The organism is Pseudomonas sp. BNK-45, assembly GCF_047456255.1.
In the GTDB taxonomy this organism is placed as follows: Bacteria; Pseudomonadota; Gammaproteobacteria; order Pseudomonadales; family Pseudomonadaceae; genus Aquipseudomonas.
Genome location: NZ_CP179909.1, coordinates 6,077,008 through 6,092,672, shown reverse-complemented (window position 1 = coordinate 6,092,672; position 15,665 = coordinate 6,077,008). Strand labels below are relative to the sequence as shown.

At 66.5% G+C, this 15,665-nt stretch carries 13 protein-coding genes; 8 read left to right on the top strand and 5 right to left on the bottom strand.

Annotated elements, in window-relative coordinates:
- Positions 1 to 200: 200 nt before the first annotated feature.
- The 5 genes from ACMGG8_RS27620 to ACMGG8_RS27600 form a co-directional block, all read right to left on the bottom strand.
- A complete protein-coding gene (locus tag ACMGG8_RS27620; protein WP_129405473.1) occupies positions 201 to 2,762 on the bottom strand; it encodes a TonB-dependent receptor in 2,562 nt (853 codons plus the stop codon).
- 119 nt (positions 2,763 to 2,881) lie between these two features.
- Positions 2,882 to 3,844 carry a FecR family protein gene (locus tag ACMGG8_RS27615; protein WP_060837924.1) on the bottom strand — a complete coding sequence of 321 codons (963 nt, stop codon included), beginning with the start codon at positions 3,842 to 3,844 and terminating at the stop codon, positions 2,882 to 2,884.
- A complete protein-coding gene (locus ACMGG8_RS27610) occupies positions 3,841 to 4,389 on the bottom strand; it encodes an RNA polymerase sigma factor (RefSeq protein WP_060837925.1) in 549 nt (182 codons plus the stop codon). The genes ACMGG8_RS27615 and ACMGG8_RS27610 overlap by 4 nt, the downstream gene beginning before the upstream one ends.
- Positions 4,390 to 4,648: 259 nt before the next feature.
- Positions 4,649 to 6,232 carry a rhodanese-related sulfurtransferase gene (locus ACMGG8_RS27605; RefSeq protein ID WP_414158792.1) on the bottom strand — a complete coding sequence of 528 codons (1,584 nt, stop codon included), beginning with the start codon at positions 6,230 to 6,232 and terminating at the stop codon, positions 4,649 to 4,651.
- On the bottom strand, positions 6,229 to 6,858 hold the full coding sequence (locus ACMGG8_RS27600; protein WP_414158791.1) for a cysteine dioxygenase: 630 nt from the start codon (positions 6,856 to 6,858) through the stop codon (positions 6,229 to 6,231). The genes ACMGG8_RS27605 and ACMGG8_RS27600 overlap by 4 nt, the downstream gene beginning before the upstream one ends.
- Before the next feature lie 106 nt (positions 6,859 to 6,964).
- Here ACMGG8_RS27600 and ACMGG8_RS27595 point away from each other — a divergent pair, with 106 nt between their 5' ends.
- From ACMGG8_RS27595 to ACMGG8_RS27560, 8 genes are all read left to right on the top strand, one after another.
- Positions 6,965 to 7,852, top strand: a complete 888-nt coding sequence (locus ACMGG8_RS27595; protein WP_060837928.1) for a LysR family transcriptional regulator — start codon at positions 6,965 to 6,967, stop codon at positions 7,850 to 7,852.
- A gap of 244 nt (positions 7,853 to 8,096) precedes the next feature.
- On the top strand, positions 8,097 to 8,918 hold the full coding sequence (locus ACMGG8_RS27590) for an ABC transporter permease (RefSeq protein WP_060842692.1): 822 nt from the start codon (positions 8,097 to 8,099) through the stop codon (positions 8,916 to 8,918).
- Positions 8,919 to 8,920: 2 nt separating this feature from the next.
- The gene (locus ACMGG8_RS27585) at positions 8,921 to 9,700 is read left to right on the top strand and encodes an ABC transporter ATP-binding protein (protein ID WP_414158790.1); all 780 of its coding nucleotides are present in this window, start codon (positions 8,921 to 8,923) and stop codon (positions 9,698 to 9,700) included.
- Positions 9,697 to 10,902, top strand: a complete 1,206-nt coding sequence (locus ACMGG8_RS27580) for an acyl-CoA dehydrogenase family protein (protein ID WP_414158789.1) — start codon at positions 9,697 to 9,699, stop codon at positions 10,900 to 10,902. The genes ACMGG8_RS27585 and ACMGG8_RS27580 overlap by 4 nt, the downstream gene beginning before the upstream one ends.
- Positions 10,899 to 11,837, top strand: a complete 939-nt coding sequence (locus ACMGG8_RS27575; RefSeq protein ID WP_414158788.1) for a D-isomer specific 2-hydroxyacid dehydrogenase family protein — start codon at positions 10,899 to 10,901, stop codon at positions 11,835 to 11,837. Before ACMGG8_RS27580 ends, ACMGG8_RS27575 begins: the two co-directional genes overlap by 4 nt.
- A 502-nt stretch (positions 11,838 to 12,339) precedes the next feature.
- Positions 12,340 to 13,149: a class II aldolase/adducin family protein gene (locus ACMGG8_RS27570; protein ID WP_414158787.1), complete on the top strand. Its 810-nt coding sequence runs from the start codon at positions 12,340 to 12,342 to the stop codon at positions 13,147 to 13,149.
- A 12-nt stretch (positions 13,150 to 13,161) separates the two neighbouring features.
- Entirely contained in the window at positions 13,162 to 14,124 is a 963-nt protein-coding gene (locus ACMGG8_RS27565) for an ABC transporter substrate-binding protein (RefSeq protein ID WP_060837934.1), read from the top strand.
- A 344-nt stretch (positions 14,125 to 14,468) separates the two neighbouring features.
- Entirely contained in the window at positions 14,469 to 15,662 is a 1,194-nt protein-coding gene (locus ACMGG8_RS27560) for a dipeptidase (protein ID WP_414158786.1), read from the top strand.
- The last annotated feature ends 3 nt before the right edge of the window (positions 15,663 to 15,665 follow it).

Genomic DNA, 15,665 nt, shown 5'->3' with positions numbered 1-15,665 from the left:
CGGTTGTACGACAGTCATCGTACATAATCAATGGGACGTTGACTGAAAGCGCCCAACGGCCTTTCAGCGGTGTTCAGGGGGGAGTCGATCTTAGCCCGGCAGGCGCGGGCGGCAGGGCCGGGTTAACGGCTTGCAATACATCGGTGATGGCCAACGGCTGGCCTGCTGCGGTGCGTCCGATGCACCGCAGCCAGTGGCCGTCAGAAGAAGCGGGTCACGCTGATCTTGGCGTTGCGTCCGACGCTGTAGGCGTTGTCGCCGCTGAGGGCCGGGCGGTAGTCGCGGTTGAACATGTTATCCAGGGTGAAGTTGACTTCGGTGCCCTTGAGGTAGGCCTGCTGGGGCTTCCAGTTGGCGAACAGGCCCTGCACGTTGTAGCGGTCATTGCCGTACTGGTCCCAGTAGGAGTCGCCCAGGCTGCTGGCCGGGCCACTGGGGTATTTGTCGCTGGGCAGGCGGTCGGTCTGGCGCACCCACTGGCCCTGCCAGCCGACTTGGGCATCCCACTGGGGAATCTTCACTCCCAGGGTCGCCACCCATTTGCGCGGCGGAATGTCCCGGGCCCAGACGTTCGGCCCCCAGGGGTTGGTGTAGGCGCCCTGGTGCTTGCCGGTGATCCACGAGTAGGACAGGGCGCCGAACAGGTAGCTGGAGTCGTAGTAGCTTTCGACTTCGAAGCCCTTGATGGTCAGGTCGCCGATGTTGCGATACACCGACATCGGCGACTCCTTGCACACCTGGGCGATGCTCTTGCCAGTGCTCAGTTGTTCCGCGCAGCCGATCCCGGTGGCCTTGAGGATCTCGTTGCTGATCTTGTTCTGGAACACCGTGGTGCGGATCTGCAGGTTGTCGTTGTCGGCCAGCACCTTGGAGAAGTTGTGGAGGGTCCCCGCGCGCAACGCGGTGATGCGCTCCGGGTCCAGGTTGCGGCTGGTGGCCGAGCGGCTGCTGCCGGGGGCCTGCACTTCGTACTGCTCGTCGATTACCGGAGCGCGCCAGGTCTTGCTGTAGTCGGCGAACAGCGCCAGGTTCGGATTGACGTTCCAGAACGCCGAGAGGCGCGGCGACCAGCCGGTGTAGGTCTTGTCGCCGTAGTCATGGCCGTCCTTGGGGTTGGTGCTGTTGTACAGCGGCGCGTCGTTTTCCTGGCCACGGTTGCGCACATGGTCGTAGCGCAGCGACGGGGTCAGGGTGAAGTCCCCCAGGGTCACCGCGTCCTGGATGTAGAAGGCGTTGTTGTCGACCTTGCCATGGGGCATGAACCCCGGCTGGTAGTGGCCGTAGTTGTACTTGGGCACTTCGTAGGTCTTGCCCGGCATCCACATGTCCACCTCGCGGGTGTGTTTGCGGATCTGCGTGCCGAGGGTCAGGGCATGGTCCAGGGAACCGGTGCTGAAGCGGCTGATGTTGGTCACTTCGAGGATCTTGTCCTCGTAGCCCACGGTGATCTTGCGACCGCCGGTGACCGGTTGATAGAAAGCGGTCGGGCCGCGTTCGTCGGTCTGATCGGTCGTGGAATTGGAGTACTGGACCTTGAGATCGATCCAGGGGTTGTCCACCGGCTGGTACTCGTACTTGGTCAGCCAGGTGGTGTCGATGGTGTTGCGCTGGGCCAGGTAGCGCTTGGTGGCGCCGTCGTAGCCGTACTTGTCGATGTTGGCCTTGCTGGGGGGCGCCGGGTAGCTCTTGGCCGAGAAGGGCGCCCAGATGTCGCTGTCGGAGCGCATGTAGCTCAGGCCCAGGCGCTGCTCGTCGGTCAGTTGCATGTTGAACTTGAACAGCTCGCCTTCCAGGTCCTGGGCGGTGTTGGGCTGGCGCTTGGGGTTGATCAGGTATTCATTGCGCGGGTCGGGAACGGAGCTGGCCAGTTTCATGTCGTCGCCGTCGCGCTTGGTCCAGTAGGCCAGGGCATCGAAACGATGATCGTCGGAACGGCCATACACCGCCGAGGTGTAGGCCTGTTGATGGTCGTTGCTGCTGTAGCCGTACTTGACCATGGCGCCGGCGTTGCGCCCGTCCTGCAACAGGTCCGGGGCGTCCTTGGTTTCGGTGTGCACGGTGCCGCCGAAACCGCCGTTGCCGGTCTTGGGCGAGTGCGGGCCCTTTTCCACTTCCACCCGCCGGATCAGTTCCGGCTCGATGAAAATCACTCCCTGCTGGTAGCGCTCGAAGCCGCTCTTGGTGGCGCCGTCGACGGTGATCGGCACGTCCTCGGCGTCCCCCAGGCCCCAGATGTTGATGGTCTGGCCGCCGGGTTTCAGCGAGCCGCCGAGGCTGACGCCGGGCAGGGTGTCGATCAGGCTGACCACGTTGTTGGACTGGTGGCGATCGATTTCCGCCTGGTTCAGGGTCGAGCGGCCGACACTGGCGGCGTCGACCTCGGTGCCGTTGCCGATCACGCTCATGGCCCCCAGTTGCAGGGCCGAGCCGCTGCTGACGCTGGTTTCGGCGGGGCGCACGACGTAGGTGTTGTCGACCTTCAGCAGATTGAACGGGCCGCCCTGGAGCAGGCTGCGGATCGCCTCTTCGGGGCTGAAGTCCCCCTGCAGGGCCGGTGCCTTGGCGTTGCGCAGCAATTGCTCATCGAACAGCAGCTGGATCTTCGCCTGCTGGGCGACCTGACTCAGGGACGCGGCCAGGGGCTGCGCCGGCAACTGGAAATGCAACGGCCCGGCCTGGACCTGCAGGCTGAAGGCCAGGCAGGCGGCGAGCAGGGTTGGGCGGGTACGGACTAACGGAACAGGCAAGAACGCGCGAAACATGACATCCCCCAGAGCGGCTTAAAGGCCAGAAAGGCGCTGCGGACAGAGCGCAGACAGGAGGAAGACGCGGCAGTGAAAAAATACCTCATATGCGAATGCAAAATATTCTCATGTATTGCTCAGCGGGCTTCGATCTTCAACTGACCGTCGGCCTGGACCCGGGTTTTCACCGGAATCAGGGCGGGCAGGGCCTTGACCAGGGCATCCGGGTCGTTGACGTCGAGGTTGCCGGACACCTTGTAGGCGCCGATGGAGCCCTCGGCCAGTTGCACCGGCTGCCGCCGATAGAGGTTCAGCTCGTCCACCAGGCTGGCCAGGTCGCGGTTGCGAAAGGCCAGGCGCCCGCTGCGCCAGTCGGCCACTTCGTCGCGGTCCAGGGACTGTTGGCGTAAGGTGCCTTGGTGCAGGTCGTAGACCGCCTGCTGCCGGGCCCCCAGCAGGGTCAGTTCCCCGGGCTTGCCGTCCGGGCTGAACGCCACCTGGCCGTGGGCCACGCTGACTACCAACTGGCGCTGACCGCGGCGCACGTCAAATGCGGTGCCCACCACCCGGACCTTGGCCGCACCGCTGTGCACCCACAGCGGGCGCTCCTGGTCGGCGGCGACTTCCAGGTACAGCTGGCCCTGCTGCAGGTAGATATCCCGTTGCCGGGCGCTGAAATCCACCTTCACCTGAGTATTGGCATTGACGTAGAGGGTGCTGCCGTCCGGCAGCTTGAAGGCTCGGGCGCCCTGTTCCTGTGCCGCGATCTGCTGCCGGTAAGGCGCCTGGGGTGTCCCCAGGTTGAGCGCCAGCACCGCGCACAGCACCGCGGCCGCCGCTGCCAGGGCCGGCCGCCAGAGCGGCGTCTTGCGCCGGGGGAGCGGCACGGGACGGTTCAGCTGCTGCAACTGCGCCAGATCGACCCACAACTGCTCGAACTCGGCATAGGCCCGGGCATGGGCCGGTTCACTGATCCAGCTGTCGAACGCCTTGCGCGTGGCCCGGTCCGGATCATTGCGGTTACGGGCGAACCAACTGGCGGCCTGGGCATCGATCTGCTCGCTGTCGAGGTCGTCCTGGGGGCCGGAAAAGCGGGTCATTCAGGCTGCTCCTTGCCATTTTCTCGTTGTAGGTGTTGCTTGCAATGCAGCAGGGCAAAGGCGATGTGTTTCTCCACCATGCTCACGGAAATCCCCATGCGCTCGGCGATCTGCGTCTGGCTCAGCCCCTCGAAGCGGTGCAGCATAAGGGCTTCGCGGCGCCGCGGCGAGAGCTGGGCGAGGACTTCTTTCAATTGTTCCAGGCGTTGCAGGCGCTGGGCGGCGGGCAGTGGCTCGTGCTGTTCGTCGGCCAGGGGCTCAGTGTCCAAGCCTGACTCGGGATGGACCTGGTGATGCACCCTGGAGCGCACCTGCTGGCGCCGCCAATGATCGCGCAGCAGGTTGCGTGCCATCTGGAACAGGAAGGCCCGGGGCTGTTCGACCTGGTCCCGGTCCCGGTAGTCGAGCCATTGGGTGAACACGTCCTGGGTCATGTCCGCCGCGTCGCTGGCGTTGTCCGTGCGTTTGCGCAGGAAATGCAGGATGTCCGCATAGAACCCGCGGACAGAGTCCGCCAGTGCAGAGTCGGGCTTGGAGCGAGACATGGATATCCTTCTTGACGACGCGGTGAGCACAAGGTCGCGAATGATATCGAGAATTATTGCTATTTGTCACTTTGGCAGAGTGACGATCAACCGGCACCGCCTACGCGTCCGAAATACCCCTCCTCGCAGGAGCGGGCTTGCAGCGAAGGCGACCTTGCGAGCGATGCCAGGCTTGCGGCCTCTTCGCCGGCAAGCCGGCTCCTACAAGGGGAAGCAGGCCTGTAGGAGCTGGCGTGCCAGCGAAAGCCCCCTCTAAGGCTCAGATCACGAAGAAACCGTGGGTGCCGTCGCGACGCAGTTGCTCCACCAGGCCGAATTCCCAGTCCAGGTAGCCCTGCATGGCTTCTTTCGGGTTGTCGGTGCCTTCATACGGGCGCCGGTAACGGTCGATCCGCGGCGAGGCCAGTTGCTGGCGGCTTTCCTCGACGGGCAGGCCGGCGTCGATCCAGGCCGCGGTGCCGCCGCTGAGCAGGAACACCGGGCGCTGGGTCAGGGCCTGCAACTGGGGCACCACGAAACGCGCCAGCAGGCTGCTGCCGCAGGTCAGGACATAGCGTTCGGGCTGGGGCAACTGGGCCAGGGATTCCTGCAACTGGCTGGGCAACACCCACCAGGCCCCGGGGATGTGGCGTTGCACGTAGTTGGCGCTGGCAGTGAAATCCAGCACCAGGGTGCCGGGCTGCTCCAGCCAGGCGGCCAGGGTCCGCGGGCTGATTTCTTCGGCCGGCGCGGTGTCCGGCAGCGGTGCCTGCCAGGGTCCGCGCACGCTGAAGTCGCTGTCGCGCAGGCCGTCGAGCACCGCCACTTGCCAGCCCATCTGGGCCAGCCAGGAGGCGCTCATGTTGGCCCGCACCCCGTCGTTGTCCACCAGCACCAGGCGCGCACCGCGCACGCTGGCGAAGTGATCGGTTTCCTGCACCAGTTGCCCACCGGGCGTGGAACGGGCGCCGGGCAGGTGACCGGCGGCGAATTCTTCCGGGGTGCGCACATCGAACAGATAGCTGGTGCGCTTGGGATCGGCTTGCCAGCGCCGCCACTGGGCCAGGTCGATGCGCGCCACATCGGCCCGGTCCGCGACCGCCCGTGCCGCCGTTTGCGCCTCGGCCCGCCGCTCTTCGTCGACCGGCCGGAAGCGCCGACTCTGGCCGTGCTCGAGTTTCTGTCCGGCCAGGGTCCAGCCGATGGTGCCATTGCGCAGGGCCGCCACCGGATTGGGAATGCCGGCGTTGACCAGGGATTGGGTGCCGATGATGCTGCGGGTGCGTCCGGCGCAGTTGACCACCACCTGTGTCCGCGGATCGGGGGCCAGCTCGCGCACCCGCAGCACCAGTTCGGCGCCGGGCACGCTGGTGCTGCCGGGAATGCTCATGGTCTGGTACTCGTCGAAACGCCGGGCATCGAGCACCACCAGGTCGGCCTGCCGGTCGAGCAGCGCCTGCAGTTCCTCGGCGGCCAGGGACGGGGTATGGCGCTCGGCTTCCACCAGTTCGCCAAAGGACTTGCTCGGTACGTTGACGTCCTTGAACAGCTCGCCACCGGCGGTGCGCCATCCGTCCAGGCCGCCTTCGAGCAGGGCGACGTCGCTGTAGCCCAGTTGCCCCAGGCGGCTCGCGGCGCGCTGGGCCAGTCCTTCGCCCTGGTCATAGAGGGTGATCGGGGTGTCGCGCCGGGGGATGCGCGCATAGGCCTCCAGCTCCAGTTTCGACAGCGGGATATTGGCCGCGAACAGCGGGTGGGCTTCGGCGAAAGGCGCCTCTTCACGCACGTCGATCAGCGCCAGTTCCTGGCGGTCGAGCAGGGCCTGACGGATCTGCGCCGGGCTGCGGGTAGGGAAATCGGTCATTGCGGGGGCTCCTTCGACAAGTCCCAGAGGTTAGGCAGCAAGCGGTTGGAATAACCGGAGATAAAGGGCTTCTCGTGACCTTCGGCGGTGTACACGGCCCGGCGTACCGCGCCGATGTTGGCGCCGTACACGTGGATGCTGATGGACACCCGGTCGGCGTAGGCATTGCTCACCTGATGGATGTCGCCAATGCGTGGCGACACCGCTTCCACTTGCCCCGGTACCAGGCGAATCGGAGCCCCCGCAGGTTGCAGGCGGCCGTCCGTCAGGCGCTCGAAGCCCTGGCTATCCTCGGCGCCGCGGAGCATGCCGATCAGGCCCCAGACCCGGTGATCGTGGATCGGCGTGCGCTGCCCCGGACCCCAGACGAAGCTGACGATGGAAAAGCGCTGGCGCGAGTCGACATGCAGCAGCCATTGCTGATAGTGCTGCGGGTCGGGCTGGGCGAATTCATCGGGCAGCCAGTCGTCCTGGCTCACCAGGCGCTGCAGCAGGTCGGCGCCTTGCTCCAGTATCCGGGGCTCATCGGGATGGCCGTCCAGCAGCTCGGCCAGGGCGGCGATGAAGTCCCGCAGGCGGGCGAAGTTGGGGGTATCGATAGCGACTGTTGCGGCGTTGTGGGGCATGGGCTCCCTCCGTGGACACAAGGCAAAGGACGCGAACTACACGGGCGAGCTAAAAGGTATTATTCTTATCGAACATTTTTCCAGTCATTTATTATGCGAAAAAAGAATGAAGATAGATGATCTGAACGCGTTCGTGGCGGTGATCCGCTGCCAGACCATCAGCCAGGCGGCCGATGCCCTGCAGTTGACTCAGCCGGCCATCACCCGCCGGGTGCAGAATTTCGAGGAAGCCCTGGGGGTGGAACTGCTGGACCGCAACACCAAGCCGCTCAAGCCCACCAGCATGGGCTTGCGGGTTTACGGCCAGTGCCTGGAAGTGCTGCGCAGCATCGACGCCCTGAACGAGCTGGTGGCCAATGACGGCGCCCCCAGCGGCGCCTTGCGCATCGGCGTGCCGCAGACCATTGGCGACGTGGTGCTGCTGGATGCCCTGAGCCAGCTCAAGAGCCTCTATCCGCAGTTGCAGACCTCGGTAGCCACCGGCTGGGGCAGCCACCTGCTGAACAAGGTCGAGAACGGTGAACTGGACGTGGTGGCCGCGCTGTTTCCCGCCGGCAAAGTATTCCCCGAAGGGGTGGTAGGGCGCTCCCTGGGCAGCATGAATCTGGTGGTGGTGGCGGCCAAGGGCGAGGTGCGCAAACGCTCGTGCAAGCTGGCCGACTGTTACCAGCGCGGCTGGGTGCTGAACCCCGACGGCTGCGGTTTTCGGGCCGGCCTGCAACGGGCCTTGAGCGCCCAGGGCCTGACCTTGCAGATCAACCTGGAAACCTTCGGCACCGAGCTGCAACTGGGGCTGATCGCCAATGGCCTGGGCTACGGTCTGGTGCCGCTGCCGCTGCTGGAGAACAGCAGTCACCGGGACAAACTGGAGATCGTCCCGGTCAGCGACTTCAAGCCGGTGATCGACCTGTGGCTGATCCACCCGCGCTTTCTCGGCAACCTGCAGGAGCCGGTGAGTCTGTTCGGCGAAATGGTCGCCGCTCGCGTCGGCTAGCCACGGGTGCGGCACAAATCGGCGGTAGGAGCTGGCTTGCCAGCGAAGGTGCCGGTAAAGGCGGCACAAGGCTCTACGGCCTTTTCGCTGGCAAGCCGACGTCTACGGGTTTATCCATTGTTTGCATATATATCTATTTGCTGAATGCAATTTTTGTATATTAAGTTAGAACCAAAACGAATTTCACGGACGTTTTTTATGTAGTTAGCATGGGGCTCGAACGCGCTGAAATAGGGATGTTGAAATGCCTGCGCAAGCCCCGCTCTCCTTGTATGCCCGCTGGACCGAGCGCCCCGGAGTGAAGTTCCTCGGCAACCTGTCGCTGCGCCTGATCAGCCCGCTGTTGCTGCTGTTGCTCTGGGAACTGGCGTCGCGCAGCGGGCTGTTGCCGGCGCGGATCATCGCCGCCCCCAGCACCATCGGCGGCACCCTGTGGCAGATGCTCGGCAGCGGCGAGCTGGGCGGGCACCTGTGGGTGTCCCTCCAGCGCGCCCTCAGCGGCCTGGCCATCGGCGTCAGCCTGGGCACTGTCCTGGCCCTGGTGGCGGGGCTGTCGCGGCGCGGCGAGATCGCCATCGACTCGCCGATGCAGATGCTGCGCACCCTGCCGTTCCTGGCCATCGTGCCGCTGTTCATTCTCTGGTTCGGCGTGGGCGAGACGCCGAAGATCGCCCTGATTGCCCTGGGCACCACCTTTCCCATCTACCTGACGCTGTTTTCCGGCATCCGCAGCCTGGACCCCAAGCTGCTGGAGGCGGCGACCCTACTCGGCCTCAAACGCTGGGAACTGATCGTCCACGTGATTTTGCCCGGGGCCTTGCCGGCGTTCTTCGTCGGCCTGCGCTACGCCTTCGGCATCAGTTGGCTGGGGCTGGTGGTGGTGGAGCAGATCAACGCCAGCGCCGGCATCGGCTACCTGGTCAACGACGCCCGGGACTTCATGCGCACCGATGTGATCGTCATCTGCCTCTTGGTCTACAGCGTGCTCGGCCTGGGCATCGACGGGCTGGTGCGCGGCCTCGAACGTTGCGCCCTGGCCTGGCGCCCGACCTTTATCAGGAACTGACCATGACTGTGTCATTGCCCCAGCCGCGCCCCGTGCGCGGCGCCGTCGAATGCCGCGGGGTGACCCGACGTTTCGCCGGGCAGGCGGTACTCGACAGCCTGGACCTGAACATCGCCCCGGGGGAGTTCGTCGCCCTGCTGGGCAGCAGCGGTTCGGGCAAGACCACCTTGCTCCGGGCCCTGGCCGGGCTGGAACCCATCGATGAGGGCCGGTTGCAGGTGCCTTCGGCCATGGCCGCAGTGTTCCAGGAACCACGCTTGATGCCCTGGAAGCGCGTGTGGCGCAACGTTGCCCTGGGCGTGCGTGGGGCTGGGGTCCGCGAGCGGGCCGAGGCGGCGCTGGCCGAAGTCGGGCTGGCCCATCGGTTGGGCGCCTGGCCCGGCACCCTGTCCGGCGGCGAGGCCCAGCGCGTGGCCCTGGCCCGGGCCCTGGTGCGCGAGCCGCAGCTGTTGCTGCTGGATGAACCCTTCGCCGCCCTCGATGCCCTGACCCGGATTCGCATGCATCAACTGATCATCCGCCTGTGGCGGGCGCACACCCCGGCGGTGCTGCTGGTGACTCACGATGTCGACGAGGCGCTGCTGCTGGCCGACCGGGTGCTGGTGCTGGCCAACGGGCAAATCGCCGAACAACTGCCGATCCGCCTGTCGCGTCCGCGTCAGGTGTCCGCCCCGGGGTTCCAGCCGCTGCGTGCGCGGTTGCTGCAACTGCTGGGCGTGGAAACCGAGGCCGAGCCGGCCGTCGACATCTCCCACCCCTTGAGTAGGACTGCCAGCCGATGAGCCTTTCCAGCGTGCAACCGTCTTCGTCCGTGTCCCGTCCCGTCCCTGATCCGGACTCCAGCGAGTTCGCCGACCTGCTGCAGCAGTTGAGCGAGGAGTTCGCCGCCAGTGCGGCCCATTACGATCGCCACAGCGAGTTTCCCCACGCCAACCTGCAGCGCCTGCACCAGCATGGCCTGCTGGCCCTGACCGTGCCCCGGGCCCTGGGCGGCAGCGAGGCGACCCTGGCCCAGGCGCGGCGGGTGATCGGCGCCGTGGCCCGGGGCGAACCTTCCACCGCGCTGGTGCTGGTGATGCAGTACCTGCAGCACACCCGCCTGCAACAGAACAGCGCCTGGCCCCTGCACCTGCGCCAGCGCGTGGCGCGCGAGGCGGTGCAAGAGGGCGCCCTGATCAATGCGCTGCGGGTCGAGCCGGACCTCGGCACCCCGGCCCGGGGCGGCTTGCCGGCCACCCTGGCGCGTCGGGTCGAGGGCGGCTGGCGGCTCAGTGGGCGCAAGATCTACTCCACCGGCATTCCCGGGCTGACCTGGCTGGCGGTCTGGGCTCGTAGCGACGATGCCCAGCCGCAGGTGGGCACCTGGCTGGTGCACCGCGACAGCCCCGGCATCCGCGTCGAGGAAACCTGGGACCACCTGGGCATGCGCGCCACCGGCAGCCACGACGTGATCTTCGATGAAGTGTTTGTGCCCCTGGAGCAGGCGGTGGACATCCAACCGGCCAACGTTCCGCGCCCCTCGGAGCTGGACAGCAAGGGCGTGCTCTGGCTGGCGGTGCTGCTGTCGGCGATCTACGACGGCGTGGCCCGCGCCGCCCGTGACTGGCTGCTGGGCTGGCTGGCCCAGCGCGCCCCGGCCAACCTCGGCGCGCCGCTGTCGAGCCTGCCGCGTTTCCAGGAGCTGATCGGGCGCATCGACGCCTTGCTGTTGAACAACCGGGTGCTGCTCGATGCCGCCGCCGAAGGGCGGATCGCCCCGGGCGAGGCGACCCAGATCAAGTACCTGGTGACCAGCAACGCCATCAGCGCCGTGGAGCTGGGCATCGAGGCCATCGGCAATCCCGGGCTGGCCCGGGGCAACCCCATCGAGCGGCATTACCGTGATGTGCTGTGCAGCCGGATCCACACCCCGCAGAACGACGCGATCCTTGGCGCCGTGGGCCGCGCCGCCTTTGCCTTGCCCAGCCGGGGAGCCCAGGTGTGACGCGTATTGCCAGCCAGCTCGACGAGGGCTTCAACCAGCAACTGCGCCAGTCGCTGCCAGGCGTCGAGGTGCTGAGCCTGCCCCGAGGGCTGCCCAGTGATCTGCCCGGGGATGTTCAGGTGCTGCTGGCCGCGCCCCATGCCGATTTTCGTGATGCTCCAGAGCCGCCTGCGGGCTGGCCCTTCGGCCTGCGCTTCGTGCAATTGGTGACCTCGGGCCTGGATTATTTCCCCCGTTGGCTGTTCCAGGATCTGCCGGTGGCCAGCGCCCGGGGCAGCACCGCCGAGAGCATTGCCGAGTTTGCCCTGGCGGCGATCTTCGCCGCGGCCAAGCAATTGCCCCAGGTGTGGATCGAGCGCGCCGAACACTGGCAGCCACGGCCGCTGGCATCGGTGGCCGGCAGCACCCTGGGCCTGTTCGGCTTTGGCAGCATTGCCCGCGAACTGGCGCCCAAGGCCCAGGCCCTGGGCATGCAGGTGCTGGCCCTGCGCCGTTCGGCGCAGCCTTTCGAAGTGCCCGGGGTCGAACCGGTGGCCGACCTGCACCAGCTGTTTGCCCGGGCCGATCATCTGCTGCTGGCGGTGCCCCTGACCGAGCAGACCCGACGCATCATCGATGCCGATGTCCTGGCGTCGGCCAAGCCCGGGCTGCACCTGATCAATATCGCTCGCGGTGGGCTGATCGATCAGCCGGCGCTATTGCAGGCCCTGGAGACGGGGCGCATCGGCCTGGCCAGCCTGGATGTGGCGGACCCCGAACCGCTGCCCGCGGGCCACGCTTTTTATCGCCACCCGGGCATTCGCCTGTCGCCCCACACCTCGGCCAATTCGCCACGGGTCTACCTGAATATCGCCCGCTTGCTGGGGCGCAATCTGCAGCGCTGGAGAGATGGTTTACCCCTGGAAAACCCGGTGGAGATCCAGCGTGGCTACTAACACACGGTTCCAGCCTTGGCCTGCAGCGCTTCGTGTAGCCGCTGCCGCAGGCTGCGCACGGCTCCGCAGGAGACGCAGGAGACGCAGGGGGCTTGAGGTCGCTGAAGGTTCGGCGGGCGATTGCCAAGCAAGGCCCTGCGGGCCTTTGCGCAGCCTCGCAGGCTCGGCAGCGGTTACAGGGTCCATGTCGGGCCGGGATAGGTGTAGCCGCTGCCGCAGGCTGCGAACGGCCCGAAGGGACGCGAGGTTCTCAAGGTTGCTGCAGGTTTGGCGGGAGATCGCCAAGCAAGGCCCTGCGGGCCTTTGCGCAGCCTCGCAGGCTCGGCAGCGGCTACAGGGCCCATGTCGGGCCGGGATAGGTGTAGCCGCTGCCGCAGGCTGCGAACGGCCCGAAGGGACGCGAGGTTCTCAAGGTTGCTGCAGGTTTGGCGGGAGATCGCCAAGCAAGGTCCTGCGGGCCTTTGCGCGCAGGGTATCGATGACCACTTCAAGGAGAGCGGACATGACCGCACATTTTCGTCCCGCGGTGTATGACTTGCCCCGCGATGGCCATACGGTGCTTCGCTGGGAGCACCCGCCCCAGCAGGCCACGGTCGAGCTGGAGCGCCAGCAGCGCAAGCAAAGCCTGGCCGCGGCCTTTAGGGTGTTCGCCCGGCTGGGCTTCGACATGGGGGGCGCCGGGCATATCACCGTGCGCGACCCGGGGCGCCCGGACCATTTCTGGGTCAACCCGGTGGGGGTGTATTTCGGCCATGTGCGGGTGTCGGACCTGCTGCTGGTCAACCCCGAAGGCGCGGTGATCGAAGGCGAGGGGGCGCTGAACCTCGCGGCGTTCGCCATTCATGCCGCCTTGCACGAAGCCCATCCCGAAGTGGTGGCCGCGGCCCATGCCCATTCGTTGCACGGCAAGGCCTGGTCGAGCCTGGGCCGCCTGCTGGACCCGCTGACCCAGGACGCCTGCGCCTTTTACGAGAAGCACGGGCTGTTCGACAACTTCTCCGGGGTGGTGCTGGAGGCCAGCGAAGGCGCGCGGATCGCCGCCGCGCTGCAGGGGCACAAGGCGCTGATCCTGCAGAACCATGGCCTGCTGACCGTGGGCGAAACCGTCGAGGCGGCGGTGTGGCGCTTCATCGCCATGGACAACGCCGCCCAGACCCAGCTGCTGGCGGAAGCCGCCGGCACCCCGCGACTCATTCCCCACGAGGTGGCGCGCCACACCGCGCGCCAGGTCGGCACCGAATTCGGCGGCTGGTTCAGCTTCCAGCCTTACCGCGAACGGATCGTGCGTGAAGAACCGGATTTTCTCGATTAAGGACCCTTGCCCATGCAGCGTCGTCACTTTCTCCAACTCTCGGCCCTGGCCGGCCTGGCCGCCGCCTTGCCGCGCCTGGGCCTGGGGGCCGCCGTGGATCTATCCGGGGTCACCCTGAATGTCGCCACCTACAAGGGCGCGGCGCCGAGCTTCTTTGCCGAGGCGGGCATCGAGCCGCCGCCCTACAAGGTCAGGTACGCCGAGTTCACCGGCGGCAACCTGAGCTTCGAGGCCCTGGTCAGCGGCACCCTGGACATCTCGCCGATGAGCGAGATCCCGCCGATCTTCGGCATCAAGAACCACGCCCCGGTGAAGCTGATCGCGGTGCTCACCGGCGACGTCAACAACCAGGCCTTCATCGTGCCCAAGGGCTCTGCGGTGCAGTCGGTGGCCGAGCTCAAGGGCAAGCGCATCGGCTACATCCGCTCCACCAGCTCGCACTACTTTCTGCTCAAGGCACTGAAGGAACAGGGCCTGGGTTTTGCCGACATCGTGCCCATGGCGCTGACCCCGCAAGACGGTTTCGCCGCCTTCCAGAACGGCGCCCTGGATGCCTGGGTCAGCTTCGGCTACTTCATCCAACTGGCGGAACTGCGGGCCGGGGCCCGGGTGCTGAAGACCGGCCAGGGCTACCTGTCCGGCAACTACGTGATCGCCGCCAACCAGAACAGCATTGCCGACCCGCTCAAGCACGCGGCGATCACCGACTACATCCTGCGCGAGTACCGCGCCTGGCAATGGATCGCCAGCCATCCCGAAGAATGGGCCACCAAGAGCGCCAAGATTCTTGGCATGCCCCGGGAAGTGTTCCTGGCCCAATACCGCGCCCAGAGCGGCCCACGACTGTTGCAACCGGTGGACGACGCGGCGGTGAAATCCCAGCAGGACGTGGCCGACCTGTTTTTCGAAGCCGGCGTCCTGCCCCAGCAGCTGGATGTTTCCGGGCTGTGGGACCGCAGCTTCCACTGGTCATGACCCCTTGTAGGAGCCGGCTTGCCGGCGAATAGGCCCTTGAGCCCTGCAACGATCTCGGGGCCGCCTTCGCTGGCAAGCCAGCTCCTACAGGTACACGCCCATGTTGATATTTCCGTGGGAACGGGCTTGCCGGCGAATAGGCCCTTGAGCCCTGCAACGATCTCGGGGCCGCCTTCGCTGGCAAGCCAGCTCCTACAGGTACACGCCCATGTTGATATTTGCGTAGGAGCCGGCTTGCCGGCGAATAGGCCCTCGAGCCTTGCAACGATCTCAGGGCCGCTTTCGCTGGCAAGCCCGCTCCCACGATCCGATGGGGCGATTTCTTTGATTGGTCAGGAGGCCCGATGTTTTCTCGAACCTTGCTGTGCCTGGCGCTGGTCAGCCCCTGGGCGCTGGCCGCCAGCCCGGCGCAATCGTTGCACCAGCGCCTGACGGTGCTCGACAGCCACCTCGATACCCCTATGCAACTGGCCCGCCCCGGGTGGGACATCACTCAGCGCCATGACTATCGGGACGACCTGTCCCAGGTCGATCTGCCACGGATGAAAGAGGGCGGGCTGGACGGCGGGTTCTGGGCCATCTTCACCCCACAGGGCCCGCTCAACGCCGAGGGCCGGACCCTGGCCAGCGAACATGGGCTGGCGGTGCTGGCGCGGATCCGCGACCTGATCGCCGCCCACCCCGATGATTTCGCCCTGGCCCTGCAGGCCAGCGATGTTCCGGCCATCGTCGCCCGTGGCCAGCGAGTGGTCTTCATCAGCATGGAGAACGCCGAGCCCCTGGCCGCCGATCCGGCCCGCTTGCACACCTATTACCGCCAGGGCCTGCGCATGCTCGGCCTGGTGCACTCGGCCAACAACGATTTCGCCGACTCCGCCACCGCCCTGCCGCAGTGGCACGGCCTGAGCCCGGCGGGGCGCGAACTGGTGGCCGAGGCCAATCGCCTGGGCATCCTGCTGGACGTGTCCCATGCCTCAGATCAGGTATTCGACCAGGTCCTGGCCCTGTCCCGCGCGCCGATCATTGCCTCGCATTCCAGCAGCCGGGCGATCACCGCCCATCCGCGCAACCTGGATGACCGGCGCCTGCGCCAGCTGGCGGCCAGGGGCGGAGTGGTGCAGGTCAACAGCTTTCCCAGCGACCTGATCAACCACGCGCCCAACCCCGAGCGCGACAAGGCCCTGGGGCCGCTGTACCGCGAGTTTCGCCTGGCGGCGAGCCTGAGCCCCGGGCAGGTGGCGGACCTGGCTGAGCGCATTCGCCAGGTCGAGGCTCGATACCCGCAGCCCAGGGCCAGCCTGGACGACTACATGCGCCATCTGCTGCACATCCTTGACGTGGTGGGGCCGGACCATGTGGGCATCGGTGCCGACTGGGATGGCGGCGGCGGGGTGCAGGGGCTGGAGGATGTGACGCAGCTGGCGCGAATCACCGAACGCCTGCTGGCGGCGGGTTACAGCGAAGCGGATATGGTGAAGATCTGGGGTGGGAATCTGCTGCGGGTGTTGGCGGCGGCGCAGGCCGTTCACGCTGGCTAGGAG

Excerpts from the sequence above, each read along its gene's own strand:
- ACMGG8_RS27620 (WP_129405473.1), bottom strand. The coding sequence starts at position 2,762 with ATGTTTCGCGCGTTCTTGCCTGTTCCGTTAGTCCGTACCCGCCCAACC.
- ACMGG8_RS27615 (WP_060837924.1), bottom strand. The coding sequence starts at position 3,844 with ATGACCCGCTTTTCCGGCCCCCAGGACGACCTCGACAGCGAGCAGATC.
- ACMGG8_RS27610 (WP_060837925.1), bottom strand. The coding sequence starts at position 4,389 with ATGTCTCGCTCCAAGCCCGACTCTGCACTGGCGGACTCTGTCCGCGGG.
- ACMGG8_RS27605 (WP_414158792.1), bottom strand. The coding sequence starts at position 6,232 with ATGACCGATTTCCCTACCCGCAGCCCGGCGCAGATCCGTCAGGCCCTG.
- ACMGG8_RS27600 (WP_414158791.1), bottom strand. The coding sequence starts at position 6,858 with ATGCCCCACAACGCCGCAACAGTCGCTATCGATACCCCCAACTTCGCC.
- ACMGG8_RS27595 (WP_060837928.1), top strand. The coding sequence starts at position 6,965 with ATGAAGATAGATGATCTGAACGCGTTCGTGGCGGTGATCCGCTGCCAG.
- ACMGG8_RS27590 (WP_060842692.1), top strand. The coding sequence starts at position 8,097 with ATGCCTGCGCAAGCCCCGCTCTCCTTGTATGCCCGCTGGACCGAGCGC.
- ACMGG8_RS27585 (WP_414158790.1), top strand. The coding sequence starts at position 8,921 with ATGACTGTGTCATTGCCCCAGCCGCGCCCCGTGCGCGGCGCCGTCGAA.
- ACMGG8_RS27580 (WP_414158789.1), top strand. The coding sequence starts at position 9,697 with ATGAGCCTTTCCAGCGTGCAACCGTCTTCGTCCGTGTCCCGTCCCGTC.
- ACMGG8_RS27570 (WP_414158787.1), top strand. The coding sequence starts at position 12,340 with ATGACCGCACATTTTCGTCCCGCGGTGTATGACTTGCCCCGCGATGGC.
- ACMGG8_RS27565 (WP_060837934.1), top strand. The coding sequence starts at position 13,162 with ATGCAGCGTCGTCACTTTCTCCAACTCTCGGCCCTGGCCGGCCTGGCC.
- ACMGG8_RS27560 (WP_414158786.1), top strand. The coding sequence starts at position 14,469 with ATGTTTTCTCGAACCTTGCTGTGCCTGGCGCTGGTCAGCCCCTGGGCG.